The 26,426-nt window shown below is 72.9% G+C and carries 27 protein-coding genes, 2 pseudogenes and 2 riboswitches; of the genes and pseudogenes, 15 read left to right on the top strand and 14 right to left on the bottom strand.

Annotated features, from left to right (window positions below; translation table 11 throughout):
* Positions 1 to 8: 8 nt before the first annotated feature.
* The 3 genes from ACIBBH_RS00145 to ACIBBH_RS00135 all read left to right on the top strand — a co-directional run bounded on the left by ACIBBH_RS00145 (position 9) and on the right by ACIBBH_RS00135 (position 3,068).
* Positions 9 to 992 carry an N-acetylmuramoyl-L-alanine amidase gene (locus ACIBBH_RS00145; RefSeq protein WP_399400281.1) on the top strand — a complete coding sequence of 328 codons (984 nt, stop codon included), beginning with the start codon at positions 9 to 11 and terminating at the stop codon, positions 990 to 992.
* 117 nt (positions 993 to 1,109) lie between these two features.
* Positions 1,110 to 1,946 (top strand): DUF5336 domain-containing protein, encoded by an 837-nt coding sequence (locus ACIBBH_RS00140; protein ID WP_399400279.1) that lies wholly within the window; start codon positions 1,110 to 1,112, stop codon positions 1,944 to 1,946.
* A gap of 111 nt (positions 1,947 to 2,057) precedes the next feature.
* Positions 2,058 to 3,068: an LLM class F420-dependent oxidoreductase gene (locus ACIBBH_RS00135; RefSeq protein ID WP_399400277.1), complete on the top strand. Its 1,011-nt coding sequence runs from the start codon at positions 2,058 to 2,060 to the stop codon at positions 3,066 to 3,068.
* A 4-nt stretch (positions 3,069 to 3,072) separates the two neighbouring features.
* On the opposite strand, the gene ACIBBH_RS00130 is transcribed toward ACIBBH_RS00135, so the two are convergent.
* Together ACIBBH_RS00130 and ACIBBH_RS00125 are read right to left on the bottom strand one after the other, a co-directional pair.
* Positions 3,073 to 3,315 carry a hypothetical protein gene (locus ACIBBH_RS00130; protein WP_399400275.1) on the bottom strand — a complete coding sequence of 81 codons (243 nt, stop codon included), beginning with the start codon at positions 3,313 to 3,315 and terminating at the stop codon, positions 3,073 to 3,075.
* Positions 3,312 to 3,929 (bottom strand): hypothetical protein, encoded by a 618-nt coding sequence (locus ACIBBH_RS00125; protein ID WP_399400273.1) that lies wholly within the window; start codon positions 3,927 to 3,929, stop codon positions 3,312 to 3,314. Before ACIBBH_RS00125 ends, ACIBBH_RS00130 begins: the two co-directional genes overlap by 4 nt.
* A gap of 166 nt (positions 3,930 to 4,095) precedes the next feature.
* Here ACIBBH_RS00125 and ACIBBH_RS00120 point away from each other — a divergent pair, with 166 nt between their 5' ends.
* Positions 4,096 to 4,389, top strand: a complete 294-nt coding sequence (locus ACIBBH_RS00120; protein WP_399400271.1) for a hypothetical protein — start codon at positions 4,096 to 4,098, stop codon at positions 4,387 to 4,389.
* Between the two features lie 181 nt (positions 4,390 to 4,570).
* Here the strand turns inward: ACIBBH_RS00120 and ACIBBH_RS00115 are convergent, their stop codons facing one another.
* The 3 genes from ACIBBH_RS00115 to ACIBBH_RS00105 are packed head-to-tail and all read right to left on the bottom strand — an operon-like array spanning position 4,571 to position 7,778.
* Positions 4,571 to 5,641, bottom strand: a complete 1,071-nt coding sequence (locus tag ACIBBH_RS00115) for a prenyltransferase/squalene oxidase repeat-containing protein (protein WP_399400269.1) — start codon at positions 5,639 to 5,641, stop codon at positions 4,571 to 4,573.
* Positions 5,638 to 6,393, bottom strand: a complete 756-nt coding sequence (locus tag ACIBBH_RS00110) for a class I SAM-dependent methyltransferase (RefSeq protein WP_399400267.1) — start codon at positions 6,391 to 6,393, stop codon at positions 5,638 to 5,640. Before ACIBBH_RS00110 ends, ACIBBH_RS00115 begins: the two co-directional genes overlap by 4 nt.
* Positions 6,387 to 7,778: a glycosyltransferase family 4 protein gene (locus tag ACIBBH_RS00105; protein WP_399400265.1), complete on the bottom strand. Its 1,392-nt coding sequence runs from the start codon at positions 7,776 to 7,778 to the stop codon at positions 6,387 to 6,389. Before ACIBBH_RS00105 ends, ACIBBH_RS00110 begins: the two co-directional genes overlap by 7 nt.
* A 221-nt stretch (positions 7,779 to 7,999) precedes the next feature.
* Between ACIBBH_RS00105 and ACIBBH_RS00100 the strand changes: the two genes are divergently transcribed.
* On the top strand, positions 8,000 to 8,632 hold the full coding sequence (locus ACIBBH_RS00100) for a TetR family transcriptional regulator (protein ID WP_399400264.1): 633 nt from the start codon (positions 8,000 to 8,002) through the stop codon (positions 8,630 to 8,632).
* Positions 8,633 to 8,667: 35 nt separating this feature from the next.
* Positions 8,668 to 8,851, bottom strand: a riboswitch (TPP riboswitch).
* 107 nt (positions 8,852 to 8,958) lie between these two features.
* On the opposite strand, the gene ACIBBH_RS00095 is transcribed toward ACIBBH_RS00100, so the two are convergent.
* From ACIBBH_RS00095 to ACIBBH_RS00085, 3 genes are read right to left on the bottom strand one after another with little or no spacing between them, the layout of a single operon-like run.
* Positions 8,959 to 9,699 (bottom strand): tetratricopeptide repeat protein, encoded by a 741-nt coding sequence (locus ACIBBH_RS00095; protein ID WP_399400262.1) that lies wholly within the window; start codon positions 9,697 to 9,699, stop codon positions 8,959 to 8,961.
* Between the two features lie 25 nt (positions 9,700 to 9,724).
* Positions 9,725 to 9,997, bottom strand: a complete 273-nt coding sequence (locus ACIBBH_RS00090) for a ferredoxin (RefSeq protein ID WP_399400260.1) — start codon at positions 9,995 to 9,997, stop codon at positions 9,725 to 9,727.
* A 4-nt stretch (positions 9,998 to 10,001) separates the two neighbouring features.
* Positions 10,002 to 11,459, bottom strand: a complete 1,458-nt coding sequence (locus ACIBBH_RS00085) for an aldehyde dehydrogenase (protein WP_399400258.1) — start codon at positions 11,457 to 11,459, stop codon at positions 10,002 to 10,004.
* Positions 11,460 to 11,566: 107 nt separating this feature from the next.
* Here ACIBBH_RS00085 and ACIBBH_RS00080 point away from each other — a divergent pair, with 107 nt between their 5' ends.
* Positions 11,567 to 12,592, top strand: coding sequence for an MBL fold metallo-hydrolase (locus ACIBBH_RS00080; RefSeq protein WP_399400256.1), 1,026 nt, complete (start codon positions 11,567 to 11,569; stop codon positions 12,590 to 12,592).
* A 40-nt stretch (positions 12,593 to 12,632) separates the two neighbouring features.
* Entirely contained in the window at positions 12,633 to 13,079 is a 447-nt protein-coding gene (locus ACIBBH_RS00075; RefSeq protein WP_399400254.1) for a nuclear transport factor 2 family protein, read from the top strand.
* On the opposite strand, the gene ACIBBH_RS00070 is transcribed toward ACIBBH_RS00075, so the two are convergent.
* From ACIBBH_RS00070 to ACIBBH_RS00050, 5 genes and pseudogenes are all read right to left on the bottom strand, one after another.
* Positions 13,072 to 14,505: an FAD-dependent oxidoreductase gene (locus ACIBBH_RS00070; RefSeq protein WP_399400252.1), complete on the bottom strand. Its 1,434-nt coding sequence runs from the start codon at positions 14,503 to 14,505 to the stop codon at positions 13,072 to 13,074. The two genes, ACIBBH_RS00075 and ACIBBH_RS00070, sit on opposite strands and share 8 nt — an antisense overlap.
* Positions 14,498 to 15,703, bottom strand: a complete 1,206-nt coding sequence (locus ACIBBH_RS00065) for an MAB_1171c family putative transporter (protein WP_399400250.1) — start codon at positions 15,701 to 15,703, stop codon at positions 14,498 to 14,500. Before ACIBBH_RS00065 ends, ACIBBH_RS00070 begins: the two co-directional genes overlap by 8 nt.
* Before the next feature lie 11 nt (positions 15,704 to 15,714).
* Positions 15,715 to 16,287, bottom strand: a complete 573-nt coding sequence (locus ACIBBH_RS00060; protein ID WP_399400248.1) for a hypothetical protein — start codon at positions 16,285 to 16,287, stop codon at positions 15,715 to 15,717.
* 35 nt (positions 16,288 to 16,322) lie between these two features.
* Positions 16,323 to 16,919 (bottom strand): XRE family transcriptional regulator, encoded by a 597-nt coding sequence (locus tag ACIBBH_RS00055; RefSeq protein ID WP_399400246.1) that lies wholly within the window; start codon positions 16,917 to 16,919, stop codon positions 16,323 to 16,325.
* 245 nt (positions 16,920 to 17,164) lie between these two features.
* Positions 17,165 to 17,850 (bottom strand): annotated as a pseudogene (locus ACIBBH_RS00050) (phosphotransferase).
* Between the two features lie 67 nt (positions 17,851 to 17,917).
* Positions 17,918 to 18,045, top strand: a riboswitch (cobalamin riboswitch).
* 114 nt (positions 18,046 to 18,159) lie between these two features.
* Here ACIBBH_RS00050 and ACIBBH_RS00045 point away from each other — a divergent pair.
* The 7 genes from ACIBBH_RS00045 (at position 18,160) to ACIBBH_RS00015 (ending at position 25,121) form a co-directional block, all read left to right on the top strand.
* A complete protein-coding gene (locus ACIBBH_RS00045; RefSeq protein ID WP_399400244.1) occupies positions 18,160 to 19,383 on the top strand; it encodes a prenyltransferase/squalene oxidase repeat-containing protein in 1,224 nt (407 codons plus the stop codon).
* On the top strand, positions 19,380 to 20,018 hold the full coding sequence (locus ACIBBH_RS00040) for an SCO2322 family protein (RefSeq protein WP_399400242.1): 639 nt from the start codon (positions 19,380 to 19,382) through the stop codon (positions 20,016 to 20,018). The genes ACIBBH_RS00045 and ACIBBH_RS00040 overlap by 4 nt, the downstream gene beginning before the upstream one ends.
* On the top strand, positions 20,011 to 21,087 hold the full coding sequence (locus ACIBBH_RS00035; RefSeq protein ID WP_399400240.1) for a CbiQ family ECF transporter T component: 1,077 nt from the start codon (positions 20,011 to 20,013) through the stop codon (positions 21,085 to 21,087). The genes ACIBBH_RS00040 and ACIBBH_RS00035 overlap by 8 nt, the downstream gene beginning before the upstream one ends.
* Positions 21,084 to 22,739 (top strand): ABC transporter ATP-binding protein, encoded by a 1,656-nt coding sequence (locus tag ACIBBH_RS00030; RefSeq protein WP_399400238.1) that lies wholly within the window; start codon positions 21,084 to 21,086, stop codon positions 22,737 to 22,739. Before ACIBBH_RS00035 ends, ACIBBH_RS00030 begins: the two co-directional genes overlap by 4 nt.
* Positions 22,736 to 23,641, top strand: coding sequence for an ECF transporter S component (locus tag ACIBBH_RS00025; protein ID WP_399400236.1), 906 nt, complete (start codon positions 22,736 to 22,738; stop codon positions 23,639 to 23,641). Before ACIBBH_RS00030 ends, ACIBBH_RS00025 begins: the two co-directional genes overlap by 4 nt.
* Positions 23,642 to 23,904: 263 nt before the next feature.
* Positions 23,905 to 24,321, top strand: coding sequence for a transglycosylase SLT domain-containing protein (locus tag ACIBBH_RS00020; protein ID WP_399400234.1), 417 nt, complete (start codon positions 23,905 to 23,907; stop codon positions 24,319 to 24,321).
* 122 nt (positions 24,322 to 24,443) lie between these two features.
* Positions 24,444 to 25,121, top strand: coding sequence for a YoaK family protein (locus ACIBBH_RS00015; protein WP_399400233.1), 678 nt, complete (start codon positions 24,444 to 24,446; stop codon positions 25,119 to 25,121).
* Between the two features lie 368 nt (positions 25,122 to 25,489).
* On the opposite strand, the pseudogene ACIBBH_RS00010 reads toward ACIBBH_RS00015, so the two are convergent.
* Positions 25,490 to 26,137 (bottom strand): annotated as a pseudogene (locus ACIBBH_RS00010) (transcriptional regulator); the annotation flags it as partial.
* Positions 26,138 to 26,205: 68 nt separating this feature from the next.
* Here ACIBBH_RS00010 and ACIBBH_RS00005 point away from each other — a divergent pair.
* A partial coding sequence (locus ACIBBH_RS00005; protein WP_399400231.1) for a helix-turn-helix domain-containing protein occupies positions 26,206 to 26,426 on the top strand: 221 nt, incomplete at its 3' end.

The raw sequence follows: 26,426 nt of genomic DNA, 5'->3' as shown, positions 1-26,426 counted from the left end.
TCGCAGACGTGTCGTACGTAGGCCCCGACTTCGATCCCCCGCAGCCCCGCCGGCCCCGGCGCGGCCCGCTGACCGTGGCGCTCGCCGCGCTGGTGCCGGGCGCGCTGCTCGGCTGGCTGGTGTACGAGGCGGTGGGCGACCCGGGCGGCTCGGGCCAGGCAGGCCCCGCCTCGGGCTCGGCGTCCGTCTCGCGTCCGCTCTCCTCCTCGCCCTCGACGGGCCTGCCCGCCTCGCCCACCGGCTCCTCCGCCGACGACGGGAAGACGAGCCCGAAGCCCACGGCCACCACTCCGTCGGCCTCCGCCGCCGCCTCCGGCCCGCTCAAGGGCAAGGTGATCGTCATCGACCCGGGGCACAACCCGGGCAACTTCCGGCACACCGCCGAGATCAACCGTCAGGTGGACATCGGCACGAACTCCAAGGAGTGCGACACCACGGGCACGTCCACCAACTCCGGTTACACCGAGGCCCGGTTCACGCTGGACGTCGCCCACCGGCTGCGCGCGATCCTTCAGAAGCAGGGCGCCACGGTGAAGCTGACCCACGACGGCGACTCCCCGCCCTGGGGGCCGTGCGTGGACGAACGCGCCCGGATCGGCAACAACGCGCACGCGGACGCGGCCATTTCCCTCCACGCCGACGGCGCGGCCGAGGGCGACCGCGGCTTCCACGTCATCCTCCCGGCGTCCGTCCACGCCGACGCCGCCGACACCCGCCCGATCGTCGCCTCCTCCCGCGACCTCGGCGAGCGGATCGCGGGCAACTTCGTACGCGTCACGGGTGAGCCGCCCTCCAACTACGTCGGCGACGGCACCGGTCTCGTCACGCGTAAGGACCTGGGCGGTCTCAATCTGTCAACAGTTCCCAAGGTGTTCATCGAGTGCGGCAACATGCGCGATAGCAAGGACGCGGCACTGCTCACCAGCGGCGCCTGGCGGCAGAAGGCGGCGCAGGGGATCTCTGAGGGAATCGTGAGTTTCCTGCGCGGGTAGTGATCAGCGGTCGGTCCCGACGTACAGCCTGATCGTTAGAACGATAGTGTGCATACGATCAGGGGCCACCCCCGCGACGCCTCTACCGACGACGAGACGACCTACAAAGGACCTGAAGTGAATATCCGCTCCCTCACTCGAGGCGACGGCGTGGTGATCGGAGCAGCGGTGTTGCTGTTCATTGCCTCGTTCCTCGACATCTACTCGTTCGACGGGCTCCCCGACGGCTACGACATGCCGAACCTCTGGTCGAGCGGTCCGGTCCTGATGGGGGTCGTACTGGCGGGCATCATCGCCGCCGCACTGGTCGTCGTCTCCCGGGCGCTGCCGCAGCCGCGCAAGGTCGCCGGTCTCGAACTCGCCCAGTTCGGCGTCGCGTTCGCCGTCTTCGCCGCGTGGAGCGCCCTCGGCAACATCTTCGATCCGGCCGGTGGCGTGGACAACGTCGGCGGCTCCTCGGACGGTCCCAGCGCCGGTATGGGCCTGATCCTCGCCCTGGTCGCCACCCTCCTGCTGGCCGCCGCCGCCATCGCCACCCCCCTGGTCCCCGCCCTCCAGGCCGCCCTGATCCCGGCCCCCAAGCCGGCCGCGCCCCAGCCCTACGGCGCCCAGCCCCCCGGTGGTTACGGCTACCCGGGCGCGCCGCAGCAGCCGTACGGTGCTCAGCCGCAGCAGGGTCAGCCCTTCGGGCAGCAGCCGCCGGCCGCGCAGCCGCACGGCCAGCCGCAGGGCCAGCCGCAGCCGCAGCCGGCCGGGGACTTCTCGCCGTTCTGGTTCGCCGTGCCGGTGCCGCGCCCGCTGTTCGCGGAGGACGGCTCGCCGGCGCCGATCGCCGAACTGGCGCCGGGCACCTGGTACCTGGCGGTCGAGCAGCGCGGCGCGCAGCTGGTCGCCCAGACCCAGGACGGGCGCCGGGGCGTCCTGCAGGACACCTCCGGGATCCAGCGCGGCTGAGTCCGCCGCGACCGTCGCGTACGGCCCCTCGCCCTTCCGGGCGGGGGGCCGTTGCCGTACAGTCGCAGCCCGACAGGCTTCTGACGATCCGTCATATGGGAGGCCGGTGATATGCGGCTCGGTCTCGCGCTCGGCTACTGGGGCCGCGGCCCCTCCGCGGACCACGTGCCGCTGGCCCAGGAGGCGGAGCGGCTCGGCTACCACTCCGTGTGGACGGCGGAGTCGTGGGGCTCGGACGCCTTCACGCCGCTGACCTGGATCGCCGCGCGGACCTCAAGGATCATGCTGGGCACGGCGGTTGCCCAGATGGCGGCCCGTCCGCCCACCACCACCGCGATGCACGCGCTCACCCTGGACCACCTCTCCGGCGGACGCGTGATGCTGGGCCTCGGGCTGTCCGGCCCGCAGGTGGTGGAAGGCTGGTACGGCCGCCCGTTCCCGGCCTCGCCGCTGACCGCGACCCGGGAGTACGTCGACGTCGTACGGCAGGTGCTGCGACGTGAGGCGCCGGTGGAAGCGGCCGGGCGCTTCCACGCCCACCCCTACCGGGGCCCGGACGCCACGGGCCTGGGCAAACCCCTCAAGCCCATCACCCACCCCTTGCGCCCCGATCTCCCCGTCCTCCTCGGCGCCGAAGGCCCGAAGAACGTCGCCCAGACGACCCGCATCGCGGACGGCTGGCTCCCCCTGTACTGGTCCCCGACCCGTCCCGAGGTCTACGGCCCCTCCCTCACGGACCTCCCGGAAGGCTTCCTCGTCGCCCCCATGGCCCAGGTGAGGGTCTGCGACGACGTGGCCGAGGGCCTGCTCCCGGTGAAGGTCATGCTCGGCTTCTACATCGGCGGCATGGGCCACGCGGCCCGCAACTTCCACGCCGGCCTGATGGCGCGCATGGGCTACGAGGAGGAGGCGCGCCGCATCCAGCGGCTGTTCCTCTCCGGCCGCCGCGAGGAGGCCGTCCACGCCGTCCCGGACGCCTTCGCCGACGAGATTTCCCTGGTCGGCCCGCGCGAACGCATCGCCGAGCGCCTGGAGTCGTGGCGCAAGGGGCCGGTGACGGACCTGCTGGCACTGGCGCCGGATCCGCACACGCTGCGGGTGCTGGCCGAGCTCAACTCATAGTCGCTCAGCGGAAGATGGCGATCGGGCCCAGCGTCAGCTCCCCCTCGGCGCCGTTCCAGGTGCGCACCTTGCCCAGGCAGCGGGCCTGGAACTCGCCGGTGTAGTAGTCCTCGTTGCGGAACTCCCCACGGCCCTCGGACTCGTCGCAGGTGATCTTCACATGCGCGGACGGCGTCCCGTCCCCGTAGGGGGCGCGCAGTTCCACGTCGCCCTTGTCCGTACGACGGGCCGTGAAGCGGCCGGTCACGGAGACGTACTCCCGTTCCAGGTGTCCGCTGTGGAACCGCTGCCGTCCCGGTCGGTCCCGGGGTCGTCCACGCCGTCGAGGAGACCCGTGAACTCCCCCATCTCGAGGTCGTAGTAGAGCGTCCTGCCGCCGGCCGGGGCCGGCTGGGGCGTCGCCACCCCGGTGCGCACCAGAGTATCGGCGTAGTCGCGGAACGTGCCCAGCACCAGCGGGGTGGCGAAGGGGATCGTGGAGGGCACCGAGCGGTGCAGCCGGTTCTGGATCATCGTCGCCGCGGGCTGGCCGGACGGGAAGACCACGTCCATGCCCTTCAGGGAGGTGGTCGCGATGCCCCGGGAGCCGAGCCGGTGGATGTCCACCCGTATGCCGTGCTCAAGCAGCAGCCGCTGCACCTCGGGATCTTCGAAGTAGTCGGACTTGGAGGCCATCTTGGCCTCCAGGGTGGTGATGCGGTCGAAGGGTCTGAGCGCGTTGCCCGAGACGAGCAGGGAGACGAGCCCGGGCAGGGCGAGCGGCAGCCCCACGACCACGTACCGAGGGGTGCGGCGGCGGCGACGCACGCGACGGGTGGTGAGTCGCGGCTCCTCGATCGTGGTTGATCCGGCGTCGGACAACGGCCCTCCTGCTCCTCAAGGGGCAGGATTATCAGGGATCGCGTCCAACAGCCGCCACCGGAAGGGACAACTCCGGGCGAAAGGAAGGAGAACGGCGGCGGCCGGCCGCGCCGGCCGGGGACAGCGGTGGGGGTTTCACCGCCGAAGGAGCGGCAACCCGAAGGGCATGTCCCCGTATTCTCGCAACGGCGCAAATCAGGCCGGCACGGTCATAGCGATCGTCGCCGACGTCATGGCCTTCATCCTGGGCCTGTGGATCCTGATGTACCTGCTGGACGCGAACCGCGCGAACGATCTCGTCCAGTTCGTGCACGACGCGGCCTCCTGGCTGGCGGGCTGGTCCCATGACCTGTTCACCTTCGACGAGGCCTGGGCCCGCGTCGTCGCCGGCTACGGCCTGGCCGCCGTGGTCTACCTCTTCGTCGGCCACGCCATCGCCAACCGCATCCACCGGCACTGACCCCGGCCCCCGGGCAGGCCGGTCGCAACGACCCGGGGGCCTGGGCGGCACCCCCAGACGACACAGCACCTTCGACGAGGGCCGGTTCCGAGTCGTCGGGGATACACCGGCACTCACGCCCCGTCCCGGGGGCCCGGACAACCCACCTGGGCCCCGCGTCCCCGGGGCGACCGCCGGACGGCTAGCCGCAGCAGTCCGGGTCCAGGCCCGGCGGCAGGTGTTCGCCTCCGAAGACCGCGCAGGTGGCCTCGTGCCCGCCGAGGGCGGCCACCGCGAGGAGGAGGGAGCCTGCCGTCCAGGTGGTGCGTTCGCGGGGCCAGACCGCGCCGTCGTCGAAGACGTAGCCCGTCCAGTAGAGGCCCGACTCCGGGTCGCGCAGGTGCTGGATGGACTGGAGGATCTCCAGGGCACGGTCGGACTCGCCCATCGCCCACAGGGCCAGGGCGAGTTCGGCGGACTCGCCGCCGGTGACCCAGGGGTTCGGGACGACGCAGCGGACGCCGAGGCCGGGGACGACGAAACGGTCCCAGTCGGCCTCGATGCGCTCCTTCGCCTCGGCCCCGGTCAGGGCGCCGCCCAGGACCGGGTAGTACCAGTCCATCGAGTAGCGGTCCTTGTCCAGGAAGCGTTCGGGGTGCCGGCGTATCGCGTGGCGCAGCGCGCCGACCGCCAGCTCCCAGTCCGGCTGCGGCTCTTCGCGCTCCTCGGCGATCGCGAGGGCACAGCGCAACGCGTGGTGGATGGAGGAGCTGCCGGTCAGCAGCGCGTCCGCCGTGCCGGTGCCGTCGTCGTCGCGCCGCCAGCCGATCTGCCCGCCGGGCTGCTGGGAGCGCAGCACCCACTCCATCGCCGCGTACACGCAGGGCCACATGCGATCCAGGAACGTGTCGTCACCGGTCGACAGGTAGTGGTGCCAGACTCCTACGGCTATGTAAGCGACGAAGTTCGTCTCGCGGGCCCGGTCCGTCACGTCGTCGTGGGCCCCGTCCGCGTACGCCGCGTACCAGGAGCCGTCCTCGTTCTGGTGCCGTGCCAGCCAGGTGTACGCCCGCTCGGCGGCCTCGTGTTCGCCGGCCGCGTCCAGGGCCATGGCCGCCTCGGTGTGGTCCCAGGGGTCCAGGTGGTGTCCGCGGAACCACGGGATCGCGCCGTCCTCCCGCTGTTCGGCGAGGATGCCGCGCACGGTCTCGGCAGCCTGCTCCGCGGTGAGGACCCCGGGCAGGACGAGGTGTTCTGTCCGGGGTGTCGTCACTTGGCGGCCACCTCGGTCTCGGCCCCGGGAAGACGCGGCAGGTGCGGCTTGGTCGCGTACGCCACGAAGCTCTTGCCGATCAGCGGGTTCAGCGCCTGCTCGGCGATCCGGGTGGCCAGCGGCTTCTTCATGATGTCCCAGACCAGCAGCTTGTGGTACGCCCGCACGGGCAGCGCCTTGTCGTTGTCGACGCCGAACGCGCATTTCAGCCACCAGTAGGGCGAGTGCAGGGCGTGCGCGTGGTGGGTACCGTACGGGCGCAGTCCCGCTTCCCTGATCCTCGCCAGCAGTTCGTCCGCCTTGTAGATGCGGATGTGGCCGCCCTCGACCTCGTGGTAGGCGTCGGAAAGGGTCCAGCAGACCTTCTCGGGGCCGTAGCGCGGGACGGTGATGGCGATGCGCCCGCCGGGCTTCAACACCCGCACCATTTCCGCCAGTACGCCCTTGTCGTCGGGGATGTGCTCCATCACCTCGGAGATGATGACGACGTCGAAGGACTCGTCCGGGAAGGGCAGCGCGAGGGCGTCGCCCTCCATCGCCGTCGCGGTCGCGCCCGCCGGGGCCTCGCCCGCCTCCTTCATCGCCGCGAACCACTTGGCGACCTCGCGGATCTCCTCGGCGTTCCGGTCCAGGGCCACGACCCGGGCGCCGCGCCGGTAGCACTCGAAGGCGTGCCGGCCGGCCCCGCAGCCGAGGTCCAGGACTCGGTCGCCCGGGGCGAGCGGGAACCGGGAGAAGTCGACGGTCAGCACGTGGCCCTGCTTTCGGAGTAGACAGCGGTGGCGGCGGCACGAGGGCCGGGACTGCGCGGCTCGGTTCTCTCTCCCCCGGAGCGGGCGATGGCCTCCCGGTACCGGGCCACCGTGCCCTCGGCGGCCCGCGCCCAGGTGAACCGCTCGAGCACCCGCTCACGCCCGGCCGCCCCGAGCCGCGCCCGCAGCTCCGGGTCACCGAGGAGCCGGCTGAGTCCGGCGGCCAGCGCCCCCGCGTCGCCGGGCGGCACCGCCAGGCAGGTCTCCCCGTCGGGCCCGGCGACCTCGGGGATCGCGCCGCCGGTCGTGGCGAGCAGCGGGGTTCCGGTGGCCATGGCCTCGGCGGCCGGCAGGGAGAAGCCCTCGTACAGCGACGGCACGCAGGCGACCTCGGCCGAGCGGACCAGGTCGACCAGTTCGGTGTCGGAGATGCCCTTGACGAACTCGACGGCGCCCTCCAGGCCGTACCGCTCGATGGCCTGGGCCACGGGTCCGTCCTCGGCGCGCTTTCCGACGACGACGAGGTGGGCGTCCGGGTGCTCGGTGCGCACCTTGGCGAGCGCCTCGACGAGGAAGACCAGGCCCTTGAGCGGTACGTCGGCGCTGGAGGTCGTCACGATCCGGCCCGGGACCACGGGCAACGCCGGATTCGGCGAGAAGAGGTCGGTGTCGGCGCCGATGTGGACGACGTGGATGCGCTCGTCGTGGACGCCGAGGTGCTCGACGATCTCCTGGCGTGAGGTGCCGGAGACGGTGAGGACGGAGGGCAGGCGGCGGGCGACGCGCTTCTGCATGCGGGTGAAGGCGTACCAGCGGCGGACGGAGAAGCGGCGCTGCCAGCCGTCGGCCGCGTCCAGCTCCAACCGGCGGTCCACCGTGATGGGGTGGTGGATGGTGGTGACCAGGGGGGCGCCGATGTCGCCCAGCAGGCCGTAGCCGAGGGTCTGGTTGTCGTGCACGACGTCGAACGCGCCGCGCCGGGCGCGCAGATGACGGCGGGCGCGGAGGGAGAAGGTCAGCGGTTCGGGGAAGCCGCCGGTCCACATGGTGGCGACCTCGAGCGCGTCGATCCAGTCGCGGTACTCGTCGCGGCCCGGGGTGCGGAAGGGGTCGGACTGGCGGTAGAGGTCGAGGCTGGGCAGCTCGGTCAGGCTGAGCCGGCCGGCGTAGTCCGCGCCCTCGTCGAGGACGGGGTACGGCTGGGAGCCGATGACCTCGACACGATGGCCGAGGCGGGCCAGTTCGCGGGAGAGGTGCCGTACGTAGACGCCCTGGCCGCCGCAGAACGGGTTCCCTTTGTAGGTGAGAAGCGCGATGTCGAGCGGTCGCTCGCCGTCGGCGGCGGGGTCCTCCTTGACACCCGCCTCCCTGGCCTCAGCGGTCACTCTGGGCCCCCTTCTCCCTGCGCTGTCCCGCGAGACTACGCCGGGACGCTAATCTAGAACAAGTTTCAGACTTGATCGTTCAAGAGGCTCTGAATCTACCGGCAGGTAGGGGAGCTGTGAGCAGTGGATCAGGTGATTCGCGCCACGGCCGGGACCCCTGCCATGCTGGGTGATCACTCGCCCTCACCGGCCGCCTCACCGACTGTCACGGAACGGGACCGATGCCTGCGCACGCCAAGGTGGAATCCAGTACCGCGCACCCCGCCTCCGCGCCCCTGACGGAGCGACAGGAGGCCCGGCGGCGTCGGATCCTGCACGCCAGCGCGCAGCTGGCCAGCCGGGGCGGTTTCGACGCGGTGCAGATGCGGGAGGTCGCCGAGTCCTCGCAGGTGGCGCTCGGCACGCTCTACCGCTACTTCCCGTCCAAGGTGCACCTGCTGGTCGCCACCATGCAGGACCAGCTGGAGCACATGCACGGCACGCTGCGGAAGAAGCCCCCGGCCGGCGAGACGGCGGCCGAGCGGGTGGCGGAGACCCTCATGCGGGCCTTCCGCGCCCTCCAGCGCGAACCGCACCTGGCCGACGCCATGGTCCGCGCCCTGACTTTCGCGGACCGCAGCGTCTCCCCCGAGGTCGACCAGGTCTCCCGCCAGACCACCGCGATCATCCTGGACGCGATGGGCCTGGAGCACCCGAACCCCGAGCAGCTCTCCGCCGTCCGCGTCATCGAGCACACCTGGCACTCGGCCCTGATCACCTGGCTGTCGGGCCGCGCCTCCATCGCCCAGGTCAAGATCGACATCGAGACGGTATGCCGCTTGATCGACCTGACGGATCCGGGCGCTCGGCGGTAGACGCGGCGCTCAGCGGTGGACGCGGGGCACGAGAAGGACCTACGAGACGGGTTCCCTTCGCCGGTATTGCCCGGATCAGGTACTGGGGGTCGCCGTCCGGCCCGACTGCTGCCTTCCGGCCTCTCAGCCCGACCGTCGCTGTCGGCCCCGGCGGATGCCGATGTGAATCGGCGTCTCGCCAAAGTCGGCTACTCCGGTCGGACTCCCTCACTCGTCCCGTAGGCCAATACCAGGATAGAACGTCCATAGCGTGACACAACCCCCCGAAGGGGGACTTTTTTTCCGAAGTCAGGCGACCGTCTCCAGCCCGCTCCAGCTCCGCCCGATCACCGTCTGCCCGGCCCAGCGCTCCAGCAGGCGCCGCGCCTCCTTCTCGGGGGCGGCCAGGCACACCCGCTGGGCGCCCGCGTGCACACCCCGCTCCCCCCGCTCCCTCTCCACGGTGCCCTCGCTGCAGCACGCACACAGGACCTGCACCTGCTCGCGGGCTCGGCGCCATAGCCGTGCTCGACGAACAGGCCGGTCAGCGCCTCCATGTCGGCGGCCGTGCCCGCGTGCACGGTCACCGCCAGGGTCGGCAGCTCGGACGCCTCGAAGAGCAGCAGTTCGTCGAAGACGGGGAACGTCATGCCGTCGACGACCCGCTCGCCCTTGGGCTCACCGTCGTGCACGACGATCTCACCGAACCGGCGCCCGCCGGTCACGGGTACGTTCATCACCCTCCCGCGCGTGGGGCACAGCCGGTCGATCCACACGACCTCCCGCTCCCCGCCGCTGTCGGGCCGCACACAGGCGGGGCCGAACCGCTCCCTGATCTCGCCCTCCCCATCAGGGAGCTCGATACCGAAGCCGGTCCAGGCCTCCCGGGCGGTGGCCCAGTCGCGCTGGATGGTGGCCGCGATGCCGAGGTTCCAGTACGCCGGATCGCCCTCGCCGCGCGGGGCCCGGGCGGCGGCCTCGCGGCCCAGCTGGTACGCCTTGGCCCAGTTGCGCAGGAACTTGTGGGCGAGCGCGGCGTCGTACCACCACACCGCGCTGCGCCTGTCGTCCGGGAAGTGGGCCAGCACCTGTCCCGGGCCACCGGCAGCGGCCCTACTCGTCCGGCGGGAACACCGCCTCCCCGCTGCCCGCCAGCGTGATCGCGATGGCCTCCACCGGGCAGTTCTCCGCCGCCGCCAGCGCCCGCTCGTTCGCGTCCGTCTCCGCCTCGACGGGGTGGGACTGGCGGCCCGTGTCGAGGCGGAAGTCGCCGGGGGCGCGGTGGACGCACTGGGCGGAGCCGATGCAGACGGAGCGGTCGACCTCGATGTGCCAGCGATCCCCCGCCCCCGCGCTCGAATCCGCTCGCGCGGGAGGTATCCCCATCGCCTCACGCCTCCCAGCCGGCCGGGAGGTGGATCATCTTGTGTTCGAGGTACTCGCCGTACCCCTCGGGCCCGAACTCCCGCCCCAGTCCTGAGTTCTTGTAGCCGCCGAACGGGCCGAGCATGTCGAGGCTGAAGGTGTTGACCGAGTAGGTGCCGGTACGGACCTGCCGGGCCACCTCGATGCCGTGCTCGACGTCCGACGTCCACACGCTGCCGGAGAGACCGTAGTCCGAGTCGTTCGCGATCTTCAGGGCCTCGGACTCGTCGCCGTACGGCAGGAGGCAGATCACCGGGCCGAAGATCTCCTCGCGGGCGATCCGCATGGAGTTGTCGACGTCGCCGAAGAGGGTCGGCTCCACGTACCAGCCGCGCTCCAGCCCCGCCGGGCGCCCGCCGCCGGTGAGGATCTTGGCGCCCTCCTCCTGGCCGATGCGGATGTAGTCGAGGTTCCTGCGCTGCTGCCGTTCGGCGACCAGCGGGCCCACCTGGGTCGCCGGGTCCAGCGGGTCGCCGACCGTGAGCGCGCCCGCCGCCTGCGCGAACGCGTCCGCGAACTCGGCGTATCGGGAGCGGGGTACGAGGATGCGGGTCTGGGCGACGCAGGCCTGGCCGTTGTTCATCCAGGCCGCCGGGACGATGCCCGCGACCGAGGCCGCCACGTCCGCGTCGGGCAGGACGACCGCCGCCGACTTGCCGCCCAGCTCCAGCGTCACACGGGTGAGATTGCGCGCGGCGACCTCCATCACGCGCCTGCCGGCCGCGACCGAGCCGGTGAAGGAGACCTTGTCGATCCCGGGGTGCCCGACCAGGTACTCGCTGACCTCACGGTCGGCCGGGAGGATGGACAGCACGCCGTCCGGCAGGCCGGCCTCCCGTGCGATCCCGCCGAGGATGTAGGCGTCCAGCGGCGACTCCGGCGACGGCTTGAGCACCACCGTGCAGCCGGTGAGCAGCGCGGGGGCGAGCTTGGCGGCGGCGACGAACTGGGGGACGTTCCAGGGGACGACGGCCGCGACGACCCCGACCGGCTCGCGGCGCACCAGGATCCTGCCGAGGACTCCGTCGCGGGTCTCCTCGTACGTGAAGTCCCGCGCGACCCTGATCGCCGCGTCCCACACCATCATCGCGCCGAGGGCCTGGGCGAGGACGCTCCAGGAGTACGGGGAGCCGTTCTCGGCGGAGATCACGCGGGCGATCTCCTCGTGGCGGGCGGCGATCGCGTCCTTGATGCGGGTGACGACCTCGATCCGCTCCTGAAGGGCCGTACGCGGCCACGGCCCCTCGTCGAAGGCGCGGCGCGCCACGGCGACGGCCCGGTCCACGTCCTCCCGCGAGGCGTGCGGCACCCGCCCGATGACCTCCTCCGTGTGCGGGGAGATGACCTCGATGACGTCCTTGCCCAGGGGGTCGGTCAACTCCCCGCCGATGAACAGCTGTCCGTGTTCCACGAGCTCGGTCATGGCCGACTGCCTCCTGCGGCACCTTTTCTGACGCTGTTTCAGAACTGATATCAGTTCTAGTTATAGTGGGCAATGGCCGTGGTGCGGCGGTCGCGGGCGGAGGACAGATGACGAGGACGTTCGAGCACGGCGGCGGCGTACGGTCCATAGCGGTCCCGATTCCGGACAACCCCCTCGGCCACACGCTGGTGTACGCGGTCGACACCGACCGGGGCCCGGTGCTGATCGACACCGGCTGGGACGACCCGGCGTCCTGGGACGCCCTGGGGGCTGGGCTGGCGGCCCTCGACACCTCGGTCGCGGAGGTCCACGGGGTCGTCATCACCCACCACCACCCCGACCACCACGGGCTGTCGGGCCGGGTCCGGGAGGCCTCCGGGGCCTGGGTCGCGATGCACGCGGCCGACGCGGCGATCGTCCGCCGGGCGCGGCAGACGCGCCACGAGCACTGGTACGCGTACATGGCCGCCAAACTCACCGCCGCCGGGGCACCGGACGACCACGTGGCTCCCCTGCGTACCCCCCGCCGCCGTACCCTCCCCGGCCTCTCCCCCGCCCTCCCCGACCGCGAGATCGTCCCCGGCGAACTCCTCGACCTGCCCGGCCGCCGCCTGCGCGCACTGTGGACCCCGGGTCACACCCCCGGCCACGTCTGCCTGCACCTGGAGGAGGCCCACCCCGCGCACCTGCCCGGCCACGGCCGCCTCTTCTCCGGCGACCACCTGCTCCCCGGGATCACCCCGCACATCGGCCTGTACGAGGACCCCGACGACACCACCGCCACCGATCCCCTCGGCGACTACCTCGACTCGCTGGAGCGGGTCGGCCGCCTCGGCCCCGCCGAGGTGCTCCCGGCCCACCAGCACGCCTTCACCGACGCGCCGTCCCGCGTCCGGGAGCTGCTCATCCACCACGAGGCCCGCCTCACCGGCCTCCTCTCCCTCCTCGCCGAACCCCTCACCCCTTGGCAACTGGCCGAACGCATGGAGTGGAACCGCCCCTGGGACCGGATCCCGTACGGTTCGAGGAACATCGCGGTGTCGGAGGCGGAGGCCCATCTGCGGCGCCTGGTGAAGCTGGGGCGGGCGGAGGCGGTGGCGGGGGGCGAGCCGGTGGCTTACGTGGCGGTGTAATGCGGTCGTGCGGCGGGGGGCGGCATGGGTGGATTGGGGCATGGACCCTCTGGAGAAACTCCTCGCCGAGCGCGCCTGCGAGCGCCTCGTCCTCGACTTCGTCCACCGTCTCGATCTCGGTGAACCCGGCTCTGTGGCCGAGCTGTTCACCGAGGACGGCACCTGGGAGTGGCCGGCGGGCGGGCGGCTGGTCGAAGGGCGCGAGAAGCTCCGGGAGTACTTCGGTTCGCGTCCCGCCGACCGGCTCTCCCGCCGTCTGATGTCCAACGTCCTCGTCACCGTCGCCTCGCCGGACGCGGCCGTCGCCACCTCGTACTTCTCGACGTACCGCGTCGACGGGTACGAGGGCGGCGTCGTCACCGCCGGACCGCCGGTCCAGGTCGGGCACTACGAGGACGCCTTCCGTCGCGTCGGAGGCGCATGGCTGCTCCCGAGCCGGGTCCTCTTCCTGCCCTTCGGCGGTCCCACCCCCCGCGCGGTCAGCTGAGCCCCGCCGCCTCCCGTTCCGCCTCGCTCAGTGGCGGGCCGGCCAGCGGCCCCTTGCGGGGGCCGAAGCAGATGTTCCAGAGCATGTCGGGTGCGAAGAGGCGGGTGGGTGGGGTAGTGAGGCTCATGACGTCGAGGAGGGCGTGGAGGGCCCGGGGGTTTTCTGAGCCGGCGGCGACCGCCTTGTCGACGTAGGCCGTCAGGAGGCGCTCGACGGCGGTGGGGGGCTGGGGGGCGGCGCCGGGGTAGTAGGCGTCCTGGCCGACCGCGAGGTTCCAGGCGTTGCCGACCGGGCGGGCGACGGCACGCTGGATGCGGCGGGCGGTGCCGGGGGTGGTCGGGCCGTGGCGGTCGAGGGTCCGGCGCAGGGCGATGACGCTCTGCGCGGCGACCGAGAGACCGTGGCCGTAGACGGGGTTGTAGCCGGCGACGGCGTCGCCGAGGACGGCGAAGCCGTCCGGCCAGAGCCCGGCGTTCTCGTAGTAGCGGCGGCGGTTGGCCGTGCTGCGGGTGGTGACCGGGTCCGTCAGGGGCTTGGCCTGGGTGAGCAGGCGGCCGATGACCGGGTCCTTGAGGCCGGTGAGGGCGAACTCCTCGAACGCGTCCGGGTCGGCGGTGGGTTCGCCGCCCCGGGTGCCGGAGAGGGTGACCAGCCAGCGGCCGTCCTCGATCGGGACGATGACCCCGCCCCGGCCGGGGGCCTGGCGCGGGTCGGCCTGGACGTTGACGACCGGGTAGCGCAGGGACCCGGTGTAGCCGGGGGCCTCGTAGACGCGGCTGGCGTAGGCGACGCCCGCGTCGACCACGCGCTCCACGACCGGGGCGAGGCCCAGTGCCTCCAGCCACTTGTGCGCCTGCGAGGCGCGTCCGCTCGCGTCGATGACCAGGTCCGCGTGCAGGGTGGTCGCCTGGCCCGTGGAGTCGGCGGGTATGCGGACGCCCGTCACGCGGTGCCGGTCGCCGGCCAGGCCCCGCACCCTCGTACCGTCGAGCAGCGTGATCCGCCGCCGGGTGAGGACGTTCGCGCGGATCACCGCGTCCAGCAGGTCCCGGCTGCACACGATCATGTGGTGCCGCGAGTCGGTGAACCGCCGGAACCACTGCCCCGAGGGCGCCTTGCTGACCAGGTCGGTCATCACGTCGATCAGCCCGGCGCCCTTGCCGACCAACTCCCCGGTGACGCCCGGCAGCAGCTCCTCCAGCGCGGCCACTCCCCCGGACCACAGCAGGTGGGCGTGGCGTGCCTGGGGCAGGCCCTTGCGGTGCTCGGGGCCCTCGGGCAGCTTGTCGCTCTCGATCACCGTGACCTCGTTGAACCGGCTGGAGAGCACGGAGGCGGCGAGCATCCCGGCCGTACTGCCGCCGATGACGATCGCGGTGCGGCGGCCGGTGGCGGTGGGCCGGTGGGGCATGGGGCTCTCAGGCATGGGGGGTGAGACCTTCTGTGGCGGCCGCCTGCCGGCGGAACGTTTCTATGGCCGGCGAGTGGAGACGCAGGGCCTGCGCGACCGACTCCAGCTCGCTGTCCGGGACATCGGGGGCGTCGGCGGAGTGCCCGGGCCGGTCGTACGCGGGCCCCTGATCCCCGCCCGCGGAGCGCAGCGCGTCGACGGCGACCAGGATGTCCACGGCACCCGCGATGCCGCGCGCGGCGGGGTCGGGATGGCCGGCGGCCACGGCCTGCCGGTGGGCCCGTTCGCGCCGGGCTCCGCTCAGGTGCGGGGCGAGCTTGAGCAGGGCGTCGTTGATGGCGGCCCGGCGCAGTTCGAGCCGGAGTTCGGCGCCGCTGACCCGGCCCGTCGCCGGGGCGGACGGGGCTGTGACCGTCAGCAGGGCCTGCCACAGCGGCTCCAGGCGGCGGTGGGTGCGCCGCATCCGCCGGCGCTCCTCCACGAGGGGACCGGCCTGCCCGGCGATGAACCCCACCGCGACGAGGAACGCCTCGGCGATCGCGAACGGCGGCGCGACATACGTCGACAGCCCGTCCCAGTTCCGGCCGCTCCAGCGGGCGCCGATCGCGGCGACCTTGGCGAGGTCGAAGATGAGCCCGAGCGCGTAGGCGACCTGCAGGCACACCACCGCGCGGCGCAGCCAGGTGTCGTGGACCTCCCGGAACCAGGCCCACAGCAGGCTCGCGGCGACCACGGCGGACACCATGTGGGCGACGAGGTAGAGCAGGGCGAACTCGCGCATCCACGGCGTGGTGGCGTAGTAGGTGTCCAGGTCGCGCAGCCGCTCCACGTGGTGGTCGCCGAGGAAGAAGGTCACCCACAGGCCGAGGATGATCAGGCAGTACGCGATCCAGACCGTGCGGGTGCGCCGGCGCCGGGCCGGTGAGGGCGGCTCGCGCCAGGTGATGATCAGCCACAGGCAGGCGCCGCAGTAGGCGCTGAGCAGCGAGTAGACCCAGACGCCCGCGAAGTTCGGCACCCCGGTGAGCGTGTTGATCCGGTGCAGGTTGGCGGGCGGCAGGGAGGCGAAGACGACGGCGCCGATGCCGAGCAGCAGTGCCGTGGCCCGCAGGATCGGGTCCTGCCACGCGCGCCTGAGCAGCGGCAGTTTGATCACGAAGGCGACGGTGAGCAGCACGGCCGGTATGGCGTAGGCGAGGAAGGAGCCCGCCATGTCCCAGCGCATCACGGCCCGCCGACGTTGCCCAGCGAGGACGACAGCCGGTCCGTCAGGGTGTCCTGGGTCGTCCGGCCGGTCGCGGCGCCGGGGCCGACGACCTTGGGGAACTTGGCCGCCAGGCGCAGCCCGCACTCCTCGGCCTCCCACTCGGCCTCGGCGGTCGCGGCGGCCGGGGAACGCGTGGCCATGGCGACCACCCGGTCCCAGGGGATGTCCTCCTCGGCCTGGGACAGCAGCCGGCGGGCGGCGGCGGGCATGCCGTCCGGGTAGTGCACGTCCAGGGTCTGGTAGTAGATGTGGCCGATCTCGTGCCCGGCGATCACGAACTTGTGCGCGCCCGGCGCCCGGTCCTCGACCACGACGATGTACTCGTCGTCCTTGGCGAAGGTGACGCCGGAGACGTCCAGGCCCGGCGGGAAGGCGACGAACTTGAGCCGGACGGGGCGGTCCAGTTGCGGGCTGAGCGTGTCGCACACGGCGTGCAGGAACGCCTCTGGTCCGGTCGGCGGCGTCAGCGTGCGGGCGGTGTCGCGGACGAGCTGGGCGAGGAACCGCTTCGGCGATCTTTTCCGGCTCACTGAGCGTCCTCCGTGTGCGGTGTACGGCACGGGACTCACCCACGCCCCGTCGGGACGTCCGCGTCCTCGGACTTGATGATCATCTCGGCGAGGTCGGCCAGTGTGGCGAGCTGACGGGGATTCATCTGCGGGGCGCGCATCGCCAGTCGCACCAGGCCGCTCTCACGCAGCCGCAGCAGCGGGTCCGCCTGCGCCTCCAGTCCCTGGAGCACCGGCTGCAGGGCCTCGTGGAGGGCCTCCGGTTCGTCCGCGGTGAAGAAGCCGGCGGGCAGGCCGAAGAACCTGCGCAGCCGGTCGGCGTGTTCCAGGCTGGGCATGCCGCTCTTGCGCCACTCGCTCAGCCACTGCCGGCTGGTCCCCGCGATCCTGGCCAGCTCGCCCAGCGAGTAGCGCTTGCCGTCGGGCCGGCGCCGGGTCTCCCGGACGAAGTCCAGCCGCTGCCGCACCCGTTCGGCCAGCCCGGCCTCGGGCACGGAGCCGCCCGAGAGCAGCCGGCAGACCACCTCGGCGGGAATCCCGGTGCGGTACGACAGGTCGCCCACGTCCAGGACCTCCGGCAGCCGGCCCGGCCGTCCGGTGAGCTCCCCGAGCCGCTCCAGTACGTCCGCAAGCGGGGCGTAGGCGTCACTCACCGAGGTCCCCCCTGGGCGTGTCGTCCGTTCCGTGGCTGAGCTGACGCGAGGCTACCCGGTCGCCCGCCGGTCGAGAAGTGATGTCAACGACAACTGCCCATTGAGGCAGCAATCGTTGACAGTTGGGGGTCCGGCGGGACAGGATCACGACGCAAGGTCATGACCCCGGTCCGCTCTCCGCGCACGGGGTCGTGCGCCCTGTTCCCGCCCCGGGTGCTGCCTATGGGGGAGCAGCATCCGGGGCGTTACCCTGCCGCCCGCTCCGGGGTCGCCCGGAACGCCACCGCCCGTACCAACTTCTCCGCGTCTTCCCGCAGTTCGACCTCCCGCGCACTCATCGTCGGATTGGCCGCCCGCCGCCGGGCCTCCGCCGGCCCCTCCTCCGTCAGGTCGGACGGGTCGGCGAGCAGGGCGGTGAGGAGTGCGCGGGCCGGGGTGGCGAGGGGTTCGCCGGCGACGGCGACCCGGGCGAGGATCACCGCGGACATGCCCCGGTCGACGGCGGGCGGGCCGTCCTCGGCGTTGGTCCAGTCGATGACCCGGGGGCCGTCGGGGGTGAGGATCACGTTGTCGGGGTGCAGGTCCAGGTGGAGGACCCGGGGGCGGGGGCGGCGGAGTTCCGGGCGGGGACGGCGGGCAACCGCCGCAGCAGCCGGGCGAGTTCCGCCCCCGCCTCCGCCGCGCCCAGCGAGCCGTCCAGGAGGGCGGCCGGCACCGTCGGCCCGGACAGCCGCTCCCTCACCAGGTCGGTGCGCGAGCCGGAGGGCCGTACCCGGGGCACCGGATACCCGTGCTCGCGCACGTACGCCATCACCGCCCCCTCGGCCGCCGTGTCCCCCCAACCCTCCCGGTCGCGGCGCAGCACCCACGCCGCGTCGATCTCGTACACGTCGGCCGGCCGGCCCGAACTCAGCAGTCTCCCCGTTGGCATCATGGCGCGACCCTGGCCAGGTCGCCTGTGCCTCCGGCTCACAGCCGCCTCTCGGTCTCCGGCTACCGCCGGGTAGAGTGACCCGGGTCGTCATCACACCCGTACGAGGGGAAGCCGGTGCGATTCCGGCGCTGACCCGCAACCGTGAACCGCCCCCTGGCGGTGAGCCGGACCGCCCCGCACGGGACGTGACCGGCTCACGTGCGCGGCGGCCCGCCGCCCACGGCACCGTCGAGGTCTACGGAGCCGAGCCGCCCGGGGTGTCCCGTGCTGCCCGCGCTTCCCTTCAGGGAGAGGCAGTAGCCGACCATGAACGTCCGCCGCAGTGCCGCGGCTCTGGCCGCCGTCGGGGTGATGGCCGCCGCCGCGCCCGCCACAGCCGCGTCCCCTTCCCCCTCCCCGTCGACGGCGCTCCCGTCGGGGCTGTACGGCAGCACGGACCCGAAGTACGACGGCGTCTGGCGCCAGTCCCTCGCGCTGCTCGCCCAGCACACGCTCGGCGTCCGGCCCGCCGCGAAGGCCATCGACTGGCTGGTCGGGCAGCAGTGCGCCAACGGCGGTTTCGCCGCCTTCCGCGCCGACCCCGCGAAGTCCTGCGAGGCCACCACCGCCCAGACCGACACCAACAGCACGGCCGCCGCCGTACAGGCCCTGGCGGCGCTCGGTGAGCACGACGGCGAGGCCCGCAAGGCGGTCACCTGGCTGAAGATGATGCAGAACAAGGACGGCGGCTGGGGCTACACCCCGGGCTCGCCCAGCGACACGAACTCCACCTCCGTGGTCATCGGCGCCCTCACGGCGGCCGGCGAGGACCCCTCCCGACTCCGCACCGAGGGCAGGACCCCGTACGAGCTGCTGGCCAAGTGGTCCCTCTCCTGCGCGGGGGACGACGCCGGCGCCCTCGCCCACCAGCCGGACAAGAGCGGCAAGCTGTCGGCCGACGCGGACGCGACGGCGGCCGGGGTACTGGGCGCGCTCGGCAAGGGCTTCGTGACGACGGCCGGGAAGGCACCGCAGGAGGGCTACGTCTGCGCCGACTCCGACAAGCCGCTCACCCCGCGGGAGATCGCCCGCAACGGCGCCGCGTACCTGTCGGACCAGCTGCACGGCACCGGCCACCTCACCACCAGCCTCGCCGGTGCCAAGGACCAGCCCGACTACGGCAACACCGCGGACGCGGTCCTCGCCCTCGCCGCGCAGGGCTGGACGAAGCAGGCGAAGAAGCCGTACGCCTGGCTGGAGAAGAACTCCGCGCGGTGGGCCAGGCAGAGCGGCCCCGCCGCCTACGCCGAACTGATCTTCGTGGCGCACGCGATGGGCACCGACCCGCGTGACTTCGGCGGTACGGACCTGGTGCGGGCGCTCAACGCGACGGGCCCGGCGCCGCAGCCGGCCCAGGCGACGGGCGCTGACACCGAGCGGGCCGAGCACGAGTCGGGGAGGAGTCTCTGGTGGATCATCGGCACCGGCCTCGTCGCGGGCATCGGCATCGGTTTCCTGCTCAGCGGTCGCCGCAAGAGGCAGCAGCCGTGACCGCCGTCCGCCGTGCCGGGGCGCTGCTCCTGGCCGCCTTCCTGTGCGTGGCCCTGGCGGGCCGGGCCCACGCCACCGGCTACCGCTACTGGTCCTTCTGGGAGCGCACCGGCGGCCACTGGACGTTCGCCACCGAGGGGCCGTCCACCGCCCGCCCTTCCGACGGTGACGTCCAGGGCTTCCGCTTCGCGGTGAGCGAGGACTCCGCCGGCGCCACGCGCCCGCGCGGTACGGCGGACTTCGACTCCGTCTGCGCCAAGTCGCCTGCGCGGGCCGGCCGGAAGCGGGTGGCCCTGGTCCTCGACTTCGGCACGTCCGCCGACGCTCCCTCCGGCGAGACCCCGCCCGCTCGCCGAGCGGCCTGCGCGGTGGTCTCTCCCGACGCGCCGACCGCCGACGCGCTGGCCGCGGTGGCGGGGCCGTTGCGGTACGACTCCCACGCCCTGTTGTGCGCGATCGGGGGGTATCCGGGGAAGGGGTGCGGGGAGCAGGTGGCGGAGGGGAAGTCCCGCCCGGCCGCGACGAAGAGCGAGCCTCAGCACGGTCCGTCGGTGGGTGTGCTGGCGGGCGTGGGTGCCGTGGTCCTGCTGGGCGGCGCCGCGCTGTGGCAGGCACGGCGGCGCCGGGATGCGTAGGGCGCCCCGCGCCGCGGGTGTCCACCCCGGCGCCTGGTGGCTCTGGTCCACAGGCCTCGGCACCGCGGCCACCCGCACCACCAACCCCCTGCTCCTCGCCCTCCTCATCACCGCAACGGCCTACGTAGTGGCCACCCACCGCACCCCCACCCCCTGGTCCCGCTCCTACACCGCCTTCGCCGAACTGGCCCTCGCCGTCCTCCTCATCCGCCTCACCTTCGCGGTAGCGCTCGGCTCGCCCGTCCCCGGCACGCACGTGATCGTCACCCTCCCCGAAGTCGCCCTCCCGCACTGGGCGCAGGGCATCCGCCTGGGCGGCAGGGTCACGGCCGAGGGGCTGCTGTTCGCGCTGTACGACGGTCTGAGGCTGGCCACGCTGCTCATCTGCGTCGGCGCGGCGAACGCCCTCGCCAACCCGGCCCGTCTGCTGAAGTCCCTGCCCGGCGCGCTGTACGAGACGGGCGTGGCCGTGGTCGTCGCCCTCACCTTCGCGCCGAACCTCGTCGCCGACGTCCAGCGCCTGCGCGCCGCCCGCCGCCTGCGCGGCCGTCCGGACCGTGGCGTGCGGGGTCTGCTGCAGGTCGGACTCCCGGTGCTGGAGGGCGCGTTGGAGCGGTCGGTCGCGCTCGCCGCCGCGATGGACGCCCGTGGTTACGGCCGTACCGCCGACGTCCCCGTGCGGGTACGCCGTACGACCGCCGTCCTCACGCTCGGCGGACTGCTCGGCGTGTGCGCGGGAACGTACGGGCTGCTCACCGCCGAAGGCGGCGCCTACGGCCTGCCGGTGCTGCTCGCCGGGGTGGCCGCCGCGCTCGCGGGCCTGCGTCTGGGTGGCCGCCGTACCCTGCGCACCCGGTACCGCCCGGACGCCTGGAACCTGCGCGCCCGGCTGGTCGCCGCGTCCGGCGCGACCGTCGCCGCGCTGCTCGCCCTGGCCTCGGCGCACGACCCCACCGCCCTGCACCCCGGCGTGGTCCCGCTGGTCGCGCCCACGCTCCCGCTGTGGCCCGCGGCGGCCGTACTCCTCGCCCTCCTTCCCGCCTTCGTCGTCCCCAGGGAGCCGTCGTGATCCGCTTCGAGGATGTCTCCGTGACGTACGAAGGGGCACTCGAACCCACAGTCCAGGGTGTGGACTTCGAGGTCCCGGAAGGCGAACTCGTCCTGTTGGTCGGTCCGTCGGGTGTGGGCAAGTCCACCGTGCTGGGCGCGGTCAGCGGGCTGGTCCCGCACTTCACCGGCGGCACCCTGCGCGGCCGGGTCACGGTCGCCGGCCGGGACACCCGTACGCACAAGCCGCGCGAACTCGCCGACGTGGCGGGCACGGTGGGCCAGGATCCGCTCGCGCACTTCGTGACGGACACGGTGGAGGACGAACTCGCCTACGGGATGGAGTCGTTGGGCCTCGCCCCGGACGTCATGCGGCGCCGCGTCGAGGAGACCCTTGACCTGCTCGGCCTGGCCGACCTGCGCGACCGTCCCATCGCCACCCTCTCCGGCGGCCAGCGGCAGCGGGTCGCGATCGGCTCGGTCCTCACCCCGCACCCCAGGGTCCTGGTCCTCGACGAGCCGACCTCGGCCCTCGACCCGGCCGCCGCCGAGGAGGTGCTCGCCGTCCTCCAGCGCCTCGTCCACGATCTCGGTACGACGGTCCTCATGGCCGAACACCGCCTGGAACGCGTCGTCCAGTACGCCGACAGGATCGCTCTCCTGCCCTCCCCCGGCGCCGCGCCGCTCCTCGGCACCCCGGCCGAGGTGATGGCCGTGTCCCCGGTGTACCCGCCGGTGGTGGGCCTGGGCCGCCTGGCGGGCTGGTCCCCGCTGCCGCTGACCGTCCGGGACGCCCGCCGCGGGGCGGGGGACCTGCGGGACCGGCTCGCCGGCCGAACGGCACCCCGGAGCTCGCCGCCGATGAGTCCCGATGCTCCCCGCCGCCGGCGTTTCCGGCGCGGCGCCCCCGCCGCGCCTCTCCCCCGGGTCGCCGAGGTCCGCTCCCTGGCCGTTCGCCGCGCCCGTGTCGACGCCCTCCGCCATGTCGATCTCACCATCGCCCCCGGCGAGACGGTCGCTCTCATGGGCCGCAACGGCGCCGGAAAGTCGACGCTCCTGTCCGCGCTGGTGGGACTCGTCGAACCGTCCGCCGGATCGGTGGCCGTCGGCGGAGCCGTCCCGCACCGCACCCGGCCCCGCGACCTCCTGCGCCGGGTAGGTCTCGTCCCGCAGGAGCCGCGAGACCTGCTGTACGCCGACACCGTGGCCGCCGAGTGCACGGCCGCCGACCGGGACGCGGGCGCGGCCCCGGGTACGTGCCGTGCGCTGGTCTCGGAGCTGCTCGAGGGCATCACGGACGACACGCACCCCCGCGACCTGTCCGAGGGCCAGCGGCTGGCGCTCGCGCTGGCCGTCGTCCTGACCGCCCGGCCTCCCCTGCTCCTGCTCGACGAGCCGACGCGTGGCCTGGACTACGCGGCGAAGGCCCGCCTGGTGGCCGTACTGCGCGGGCTCGCCGCCGAGGGGCACGCCATCGTGCTGGCCACGCACGACGTGGAGCTGGCCGCCGAGATCGCTCACCGGGTGGTGCTGCTCGCCGACGGCGAGGTGATCGCCGACGGTCCGACGGCGGAGATCGTGGTCTCCTCACCGTCCTTCGCACCGCAGGTGACCAAGATCCTGGCCCCGCAACGGTGGCTCACGGTGACCCAGGTACGGGAGGCCCTGTCATGACCGGCTCCCCGCGCCCCGTCCGCCTGGGCCCGCGCTCCCTCGCCGCCCTCAGCCTGGTCAGCGCGGTGGGCGTCGTCGCCTTCGGCTGGCCCTTCCTCGCCCCGCCCACCTCACGGCTCGGCGCCCACGCCCAGGACGCGCCCTGGCTGTTCACGGGGCTGCTGGTGCTGCTGATCGCCGTCGCCGCCGCGACGATCTCCGAGTCGGGCCTCGGCCCGAAGGCGGTGGCGATGCTCGGCGTGCTGGCGGCCACGGGCGCGGCGCTGCGCCCGATCGGCGCGGGCACCGCCGGGATCGAGCCGATGTTCTTCCTGATGGTGCTCAGCGGCCGGGTCCTCGGCCCGGGCTTCGGCTTCGTCCTCGGCTCGGTCACCATGTTCGCGTCGGCCCTGCTCACGGGCGGGGTCGGCCCGTGGATGCCGTTCCAGATGCTGGCGATGGGCTGGTTCACGATGGGCGCGGGCCTGCTGCCGGGCCCGGACCGGCTGCGCGGCCGGGGCGAGCTCGCCCTCCTCGCGGCCTACGGCTGCCTCGCCGCCTTCGCCTACGGCACGGTCATGAACCTCGCGGGCTGGCCCTTCATGGGCGCCCTCGCCTCGGACATCGCCTTCGACGCGCACGCCGCCGTCCCCGTGAACCTGGCCCGCTTCGCCGCGTACTGCCTGGCCACGTCCCTCGGCTGGGACCTGGGCCGGGCGGTCTGCACGGTCGTACTGACCCTGACGCTCGGCCCGACGCTCCTCAGGGCGCTGCGCCGGGCCACCCGCCGGGCCGCGTTCGAGACGGCGGTCACATTCGAGGGACCCGGAACGCACCCGGTACGTCCTCACTCGTGCGCGGACCGTCAGACCCGCGGTGAAGCGGCCCACATGACGCACGTCACCTACGATGCCACCCCGTAGTGCGACTTGTCCGATATGTCCACACACGCACCCCCTCTGACCTGCGCTTTGAGAGCCAGTTCACACAGCAGACCTTTCTCTTCTATCCGGCCACAACTAGTAAAAGGGGTCATTGCGGACCCCTTCCGAGCCTGCTTGTCTGGAGCAGTCGCCAGGCGCCGACGAGCCCCCACGGGCCGCGGCGCCGACGTACGCCCTCACCCCGCACCGCGTGGTTCCGGCATACGTCCGGCGCTCCCTGTCCCCGTCAGAAGAGGTTCGCTGTGTCCGTCTCCTTCATCCGTCGCATCGCTTCCCCGAAGAAGGCCCTCACCTCCGCCGCCGTGGCCGCCGCCACCGCAGGCATGGTCCTGACCTCGGCTCCGGCCCACGCGGCGGCCGCCACCGCGCCCGCCCAGGCCCAGGCGATCGCGCACCGGCTGATCCCGGACGCCGCGCAGTTCAACGCGTTCAACAACATCGTCAAGCGCGAGAGCGGCTGGAACGTCACCGCCACCAACTCGTCCTCCGGCGCCTACGGCCTGGTCCAGGCCCTGCCGGGCACGAAGATGGCCTCGGCCGGCTCCGACTGGAAGACGAACGCCGCCACCCAGATCAAGTGGGGCCTGGACTACATGAACTCCCGCTACGGCAGCCCCGTCGCCGCGTGGAAGTTCTGGCAGGCCAACGGCTGGTACTGAGCCGTTCTCCCACTGAACCACCTCACCGCACCCTCGCCCCGCGCCCGGCGAGGGTGCGCGCGTACATACGGGACGCGTGGTGGACTGGTAAGCGCCCTGCCCGTCCGGCCGCCGGAGGACGCATGACAGCGCGGACACGGACGAAGGGCCCGGAGTTGCGCGGAGTGCGCCTGGTCGTCGTGCTGCTGGTGCTGACCGTGGTGAGCGGTCTGATCGACGCGGTCAGTTATCTGGGCCTCGGCCACGTCTTCACGGCGAACATGACCGGCAACGTGGTGGTGCTGGGCTTCGCCGCCGCCGGAGCACCCGGCTTCTCCGTACCGCACACGGCCACCTCGCTGGGCTGCTTCCTGGTGGGCGCGGTGGCCGGGGGCCGGATCGCGGCCCGGTACGGCGGCGGGTCCCGCCGGACCTGGGCCCGGGTGATGCTCGCCACCGAGGCACTGCTCGTGGGCGCGTCGGCGGCGGTCGCCTTCGTCGCACCGACCGGCACGGCCTACGCCCTGATCGCCCTCACCGCCCTCGCCATGGGGATGCGCAACGCGACCGTGCGCAAGCTGGGCGTGCCCGACCTCACGACCACCGTCCTGACCATGACCCTGACCGGCCTGGCCGCCGACTCCCCCGCCGGCGACGGCTCCGGCCACCGCCACCCACGCCGCACCGCCTCGGTCATCGCGATGGCCGCGGGCGCCGCACTCGGCGCCTGGCTGGTCCTCCACCACGGCCTGGCCCTGCCCCTGCTGGTCGCGGCGCTGGCGGCGGGGGTGCTGGCGCTGGCGGCGTCGGGGCGGGAGTAGACCGGTGGCCCGTCGTGGTCAGCAGGGTGCAGTCACCCGGCGGTGGCCAGGCGGCGCTGAAGCTCCTCCTGCGAGACGTCTTCCAGACGGGTCGGAAATACCCACATGTGACCCGAAGGGTCCTTGAGGATGACGGTGCGGTCACCGTGGAACATGTCCTTCGGCGGCTGGGGGTCTCAGCGCCGGCGGCCTCCGCGCGCTCCGCCAGGCTGTCGACGTCCGGCACGAAGACATGCAGCGTGACGGACGTACCCCCGCCGAGCGAGGTCGGCGCGGCGAAGGAGGCGGCGGCCTCCGCCTCGTCCACGCCGGCGTCGCCCAGCATCAGGGCGGACCGGGCATCCGCCCGGTGATCCACACGCAAGCCCCTAGCTGTCGTACGGGACCCAGGCACGCCCGCCTGCGTCGTTCGTGCCGTACCAGTAGCGCGGCATTCCCTTGATGCTGGTGGTGTGGAACGGGCGGCCGTGGTCGTCGATGCGGATCGTGCCGGTGCGGCCCTGGGAGGACCAGTCGAGTTCGAGGTACCAGCGGGCGTCGTAGGTCTGTGTCGTCGCGTCGACCAGCAGCACCTCCGGGTCCTCGGCGGAGACGCGGTACGGGAAGTGCACGGCCGGGATGGTGTGTTCGCTGTCGGCGCCGTCCCTCGGGCGGGCGATGGGGCGGTCGACGTCGAGGTTCACGGTGAAGCGGCGGGGCGTGAGCTCGCCGCCGCAGCCCTGGTCCATGGCGTACGCGCTCCCGGCGGCCGGGCTGCCACGGCTGACGATGCGGACGCGGAGCGCCTCCAGGACCACGGCCGTGGACGACCGCCCCTGCACCGAGATCTGCACCATCGTCTGCCGCCCGTGCACCGCGCCCTGCGTCGCCGCCCACGCTCCGGCGTCCTGCTGCACCGGCGGCGGAGGCACCTGCGCGGGCGGCTTGTCGATGACGTAGTCGTGGCCGCAGCCCATGTCCCAGACCTGGGAGTCGGCGCTCCAGGTGAGGGGCAGGCCGGTGGCCGGCTTCGCGGCCGAGGCGGGCCCCCTGCCGGCGGCTTGAGTTCTAGCGATCGTCGCAACACCCCAGCTCAAGGGGTGCGATGTTCGAGATCCGCAAGACCCGGACGGTGGCTCAGGGCCGCAGGAAGCTGACCCGTGAGCGGGAGGAATACTTCCGGCTCGTGCAGCAAGGCGTGAGTTACGCGGAGGCCGCCAAGGCCGTCGGTATCAACCTCCGCACGGGAAAGCGATGGCGTAACGGCCGGAACCCCTCCGGCCGGCAGAAGGCGGCACCACCGGCCAGACCGGTGGTGCCGCCTTC

It is taken from the genome of Streptomyces sp. NPDC051636 (assembly GCF_044453765.1).
In the GTDB taxonomy this organism is placed as follows: Bacteria; Actinomycetota; Actinomycetes; order Streptomycetales; family Streptomycetaceae; genus Streptomyces.
The sequence above is the reverse complement of the archived record's forward strand: the minus strand, read 5'-3'. Positions and strand labels throughout refer to the sequence as shown.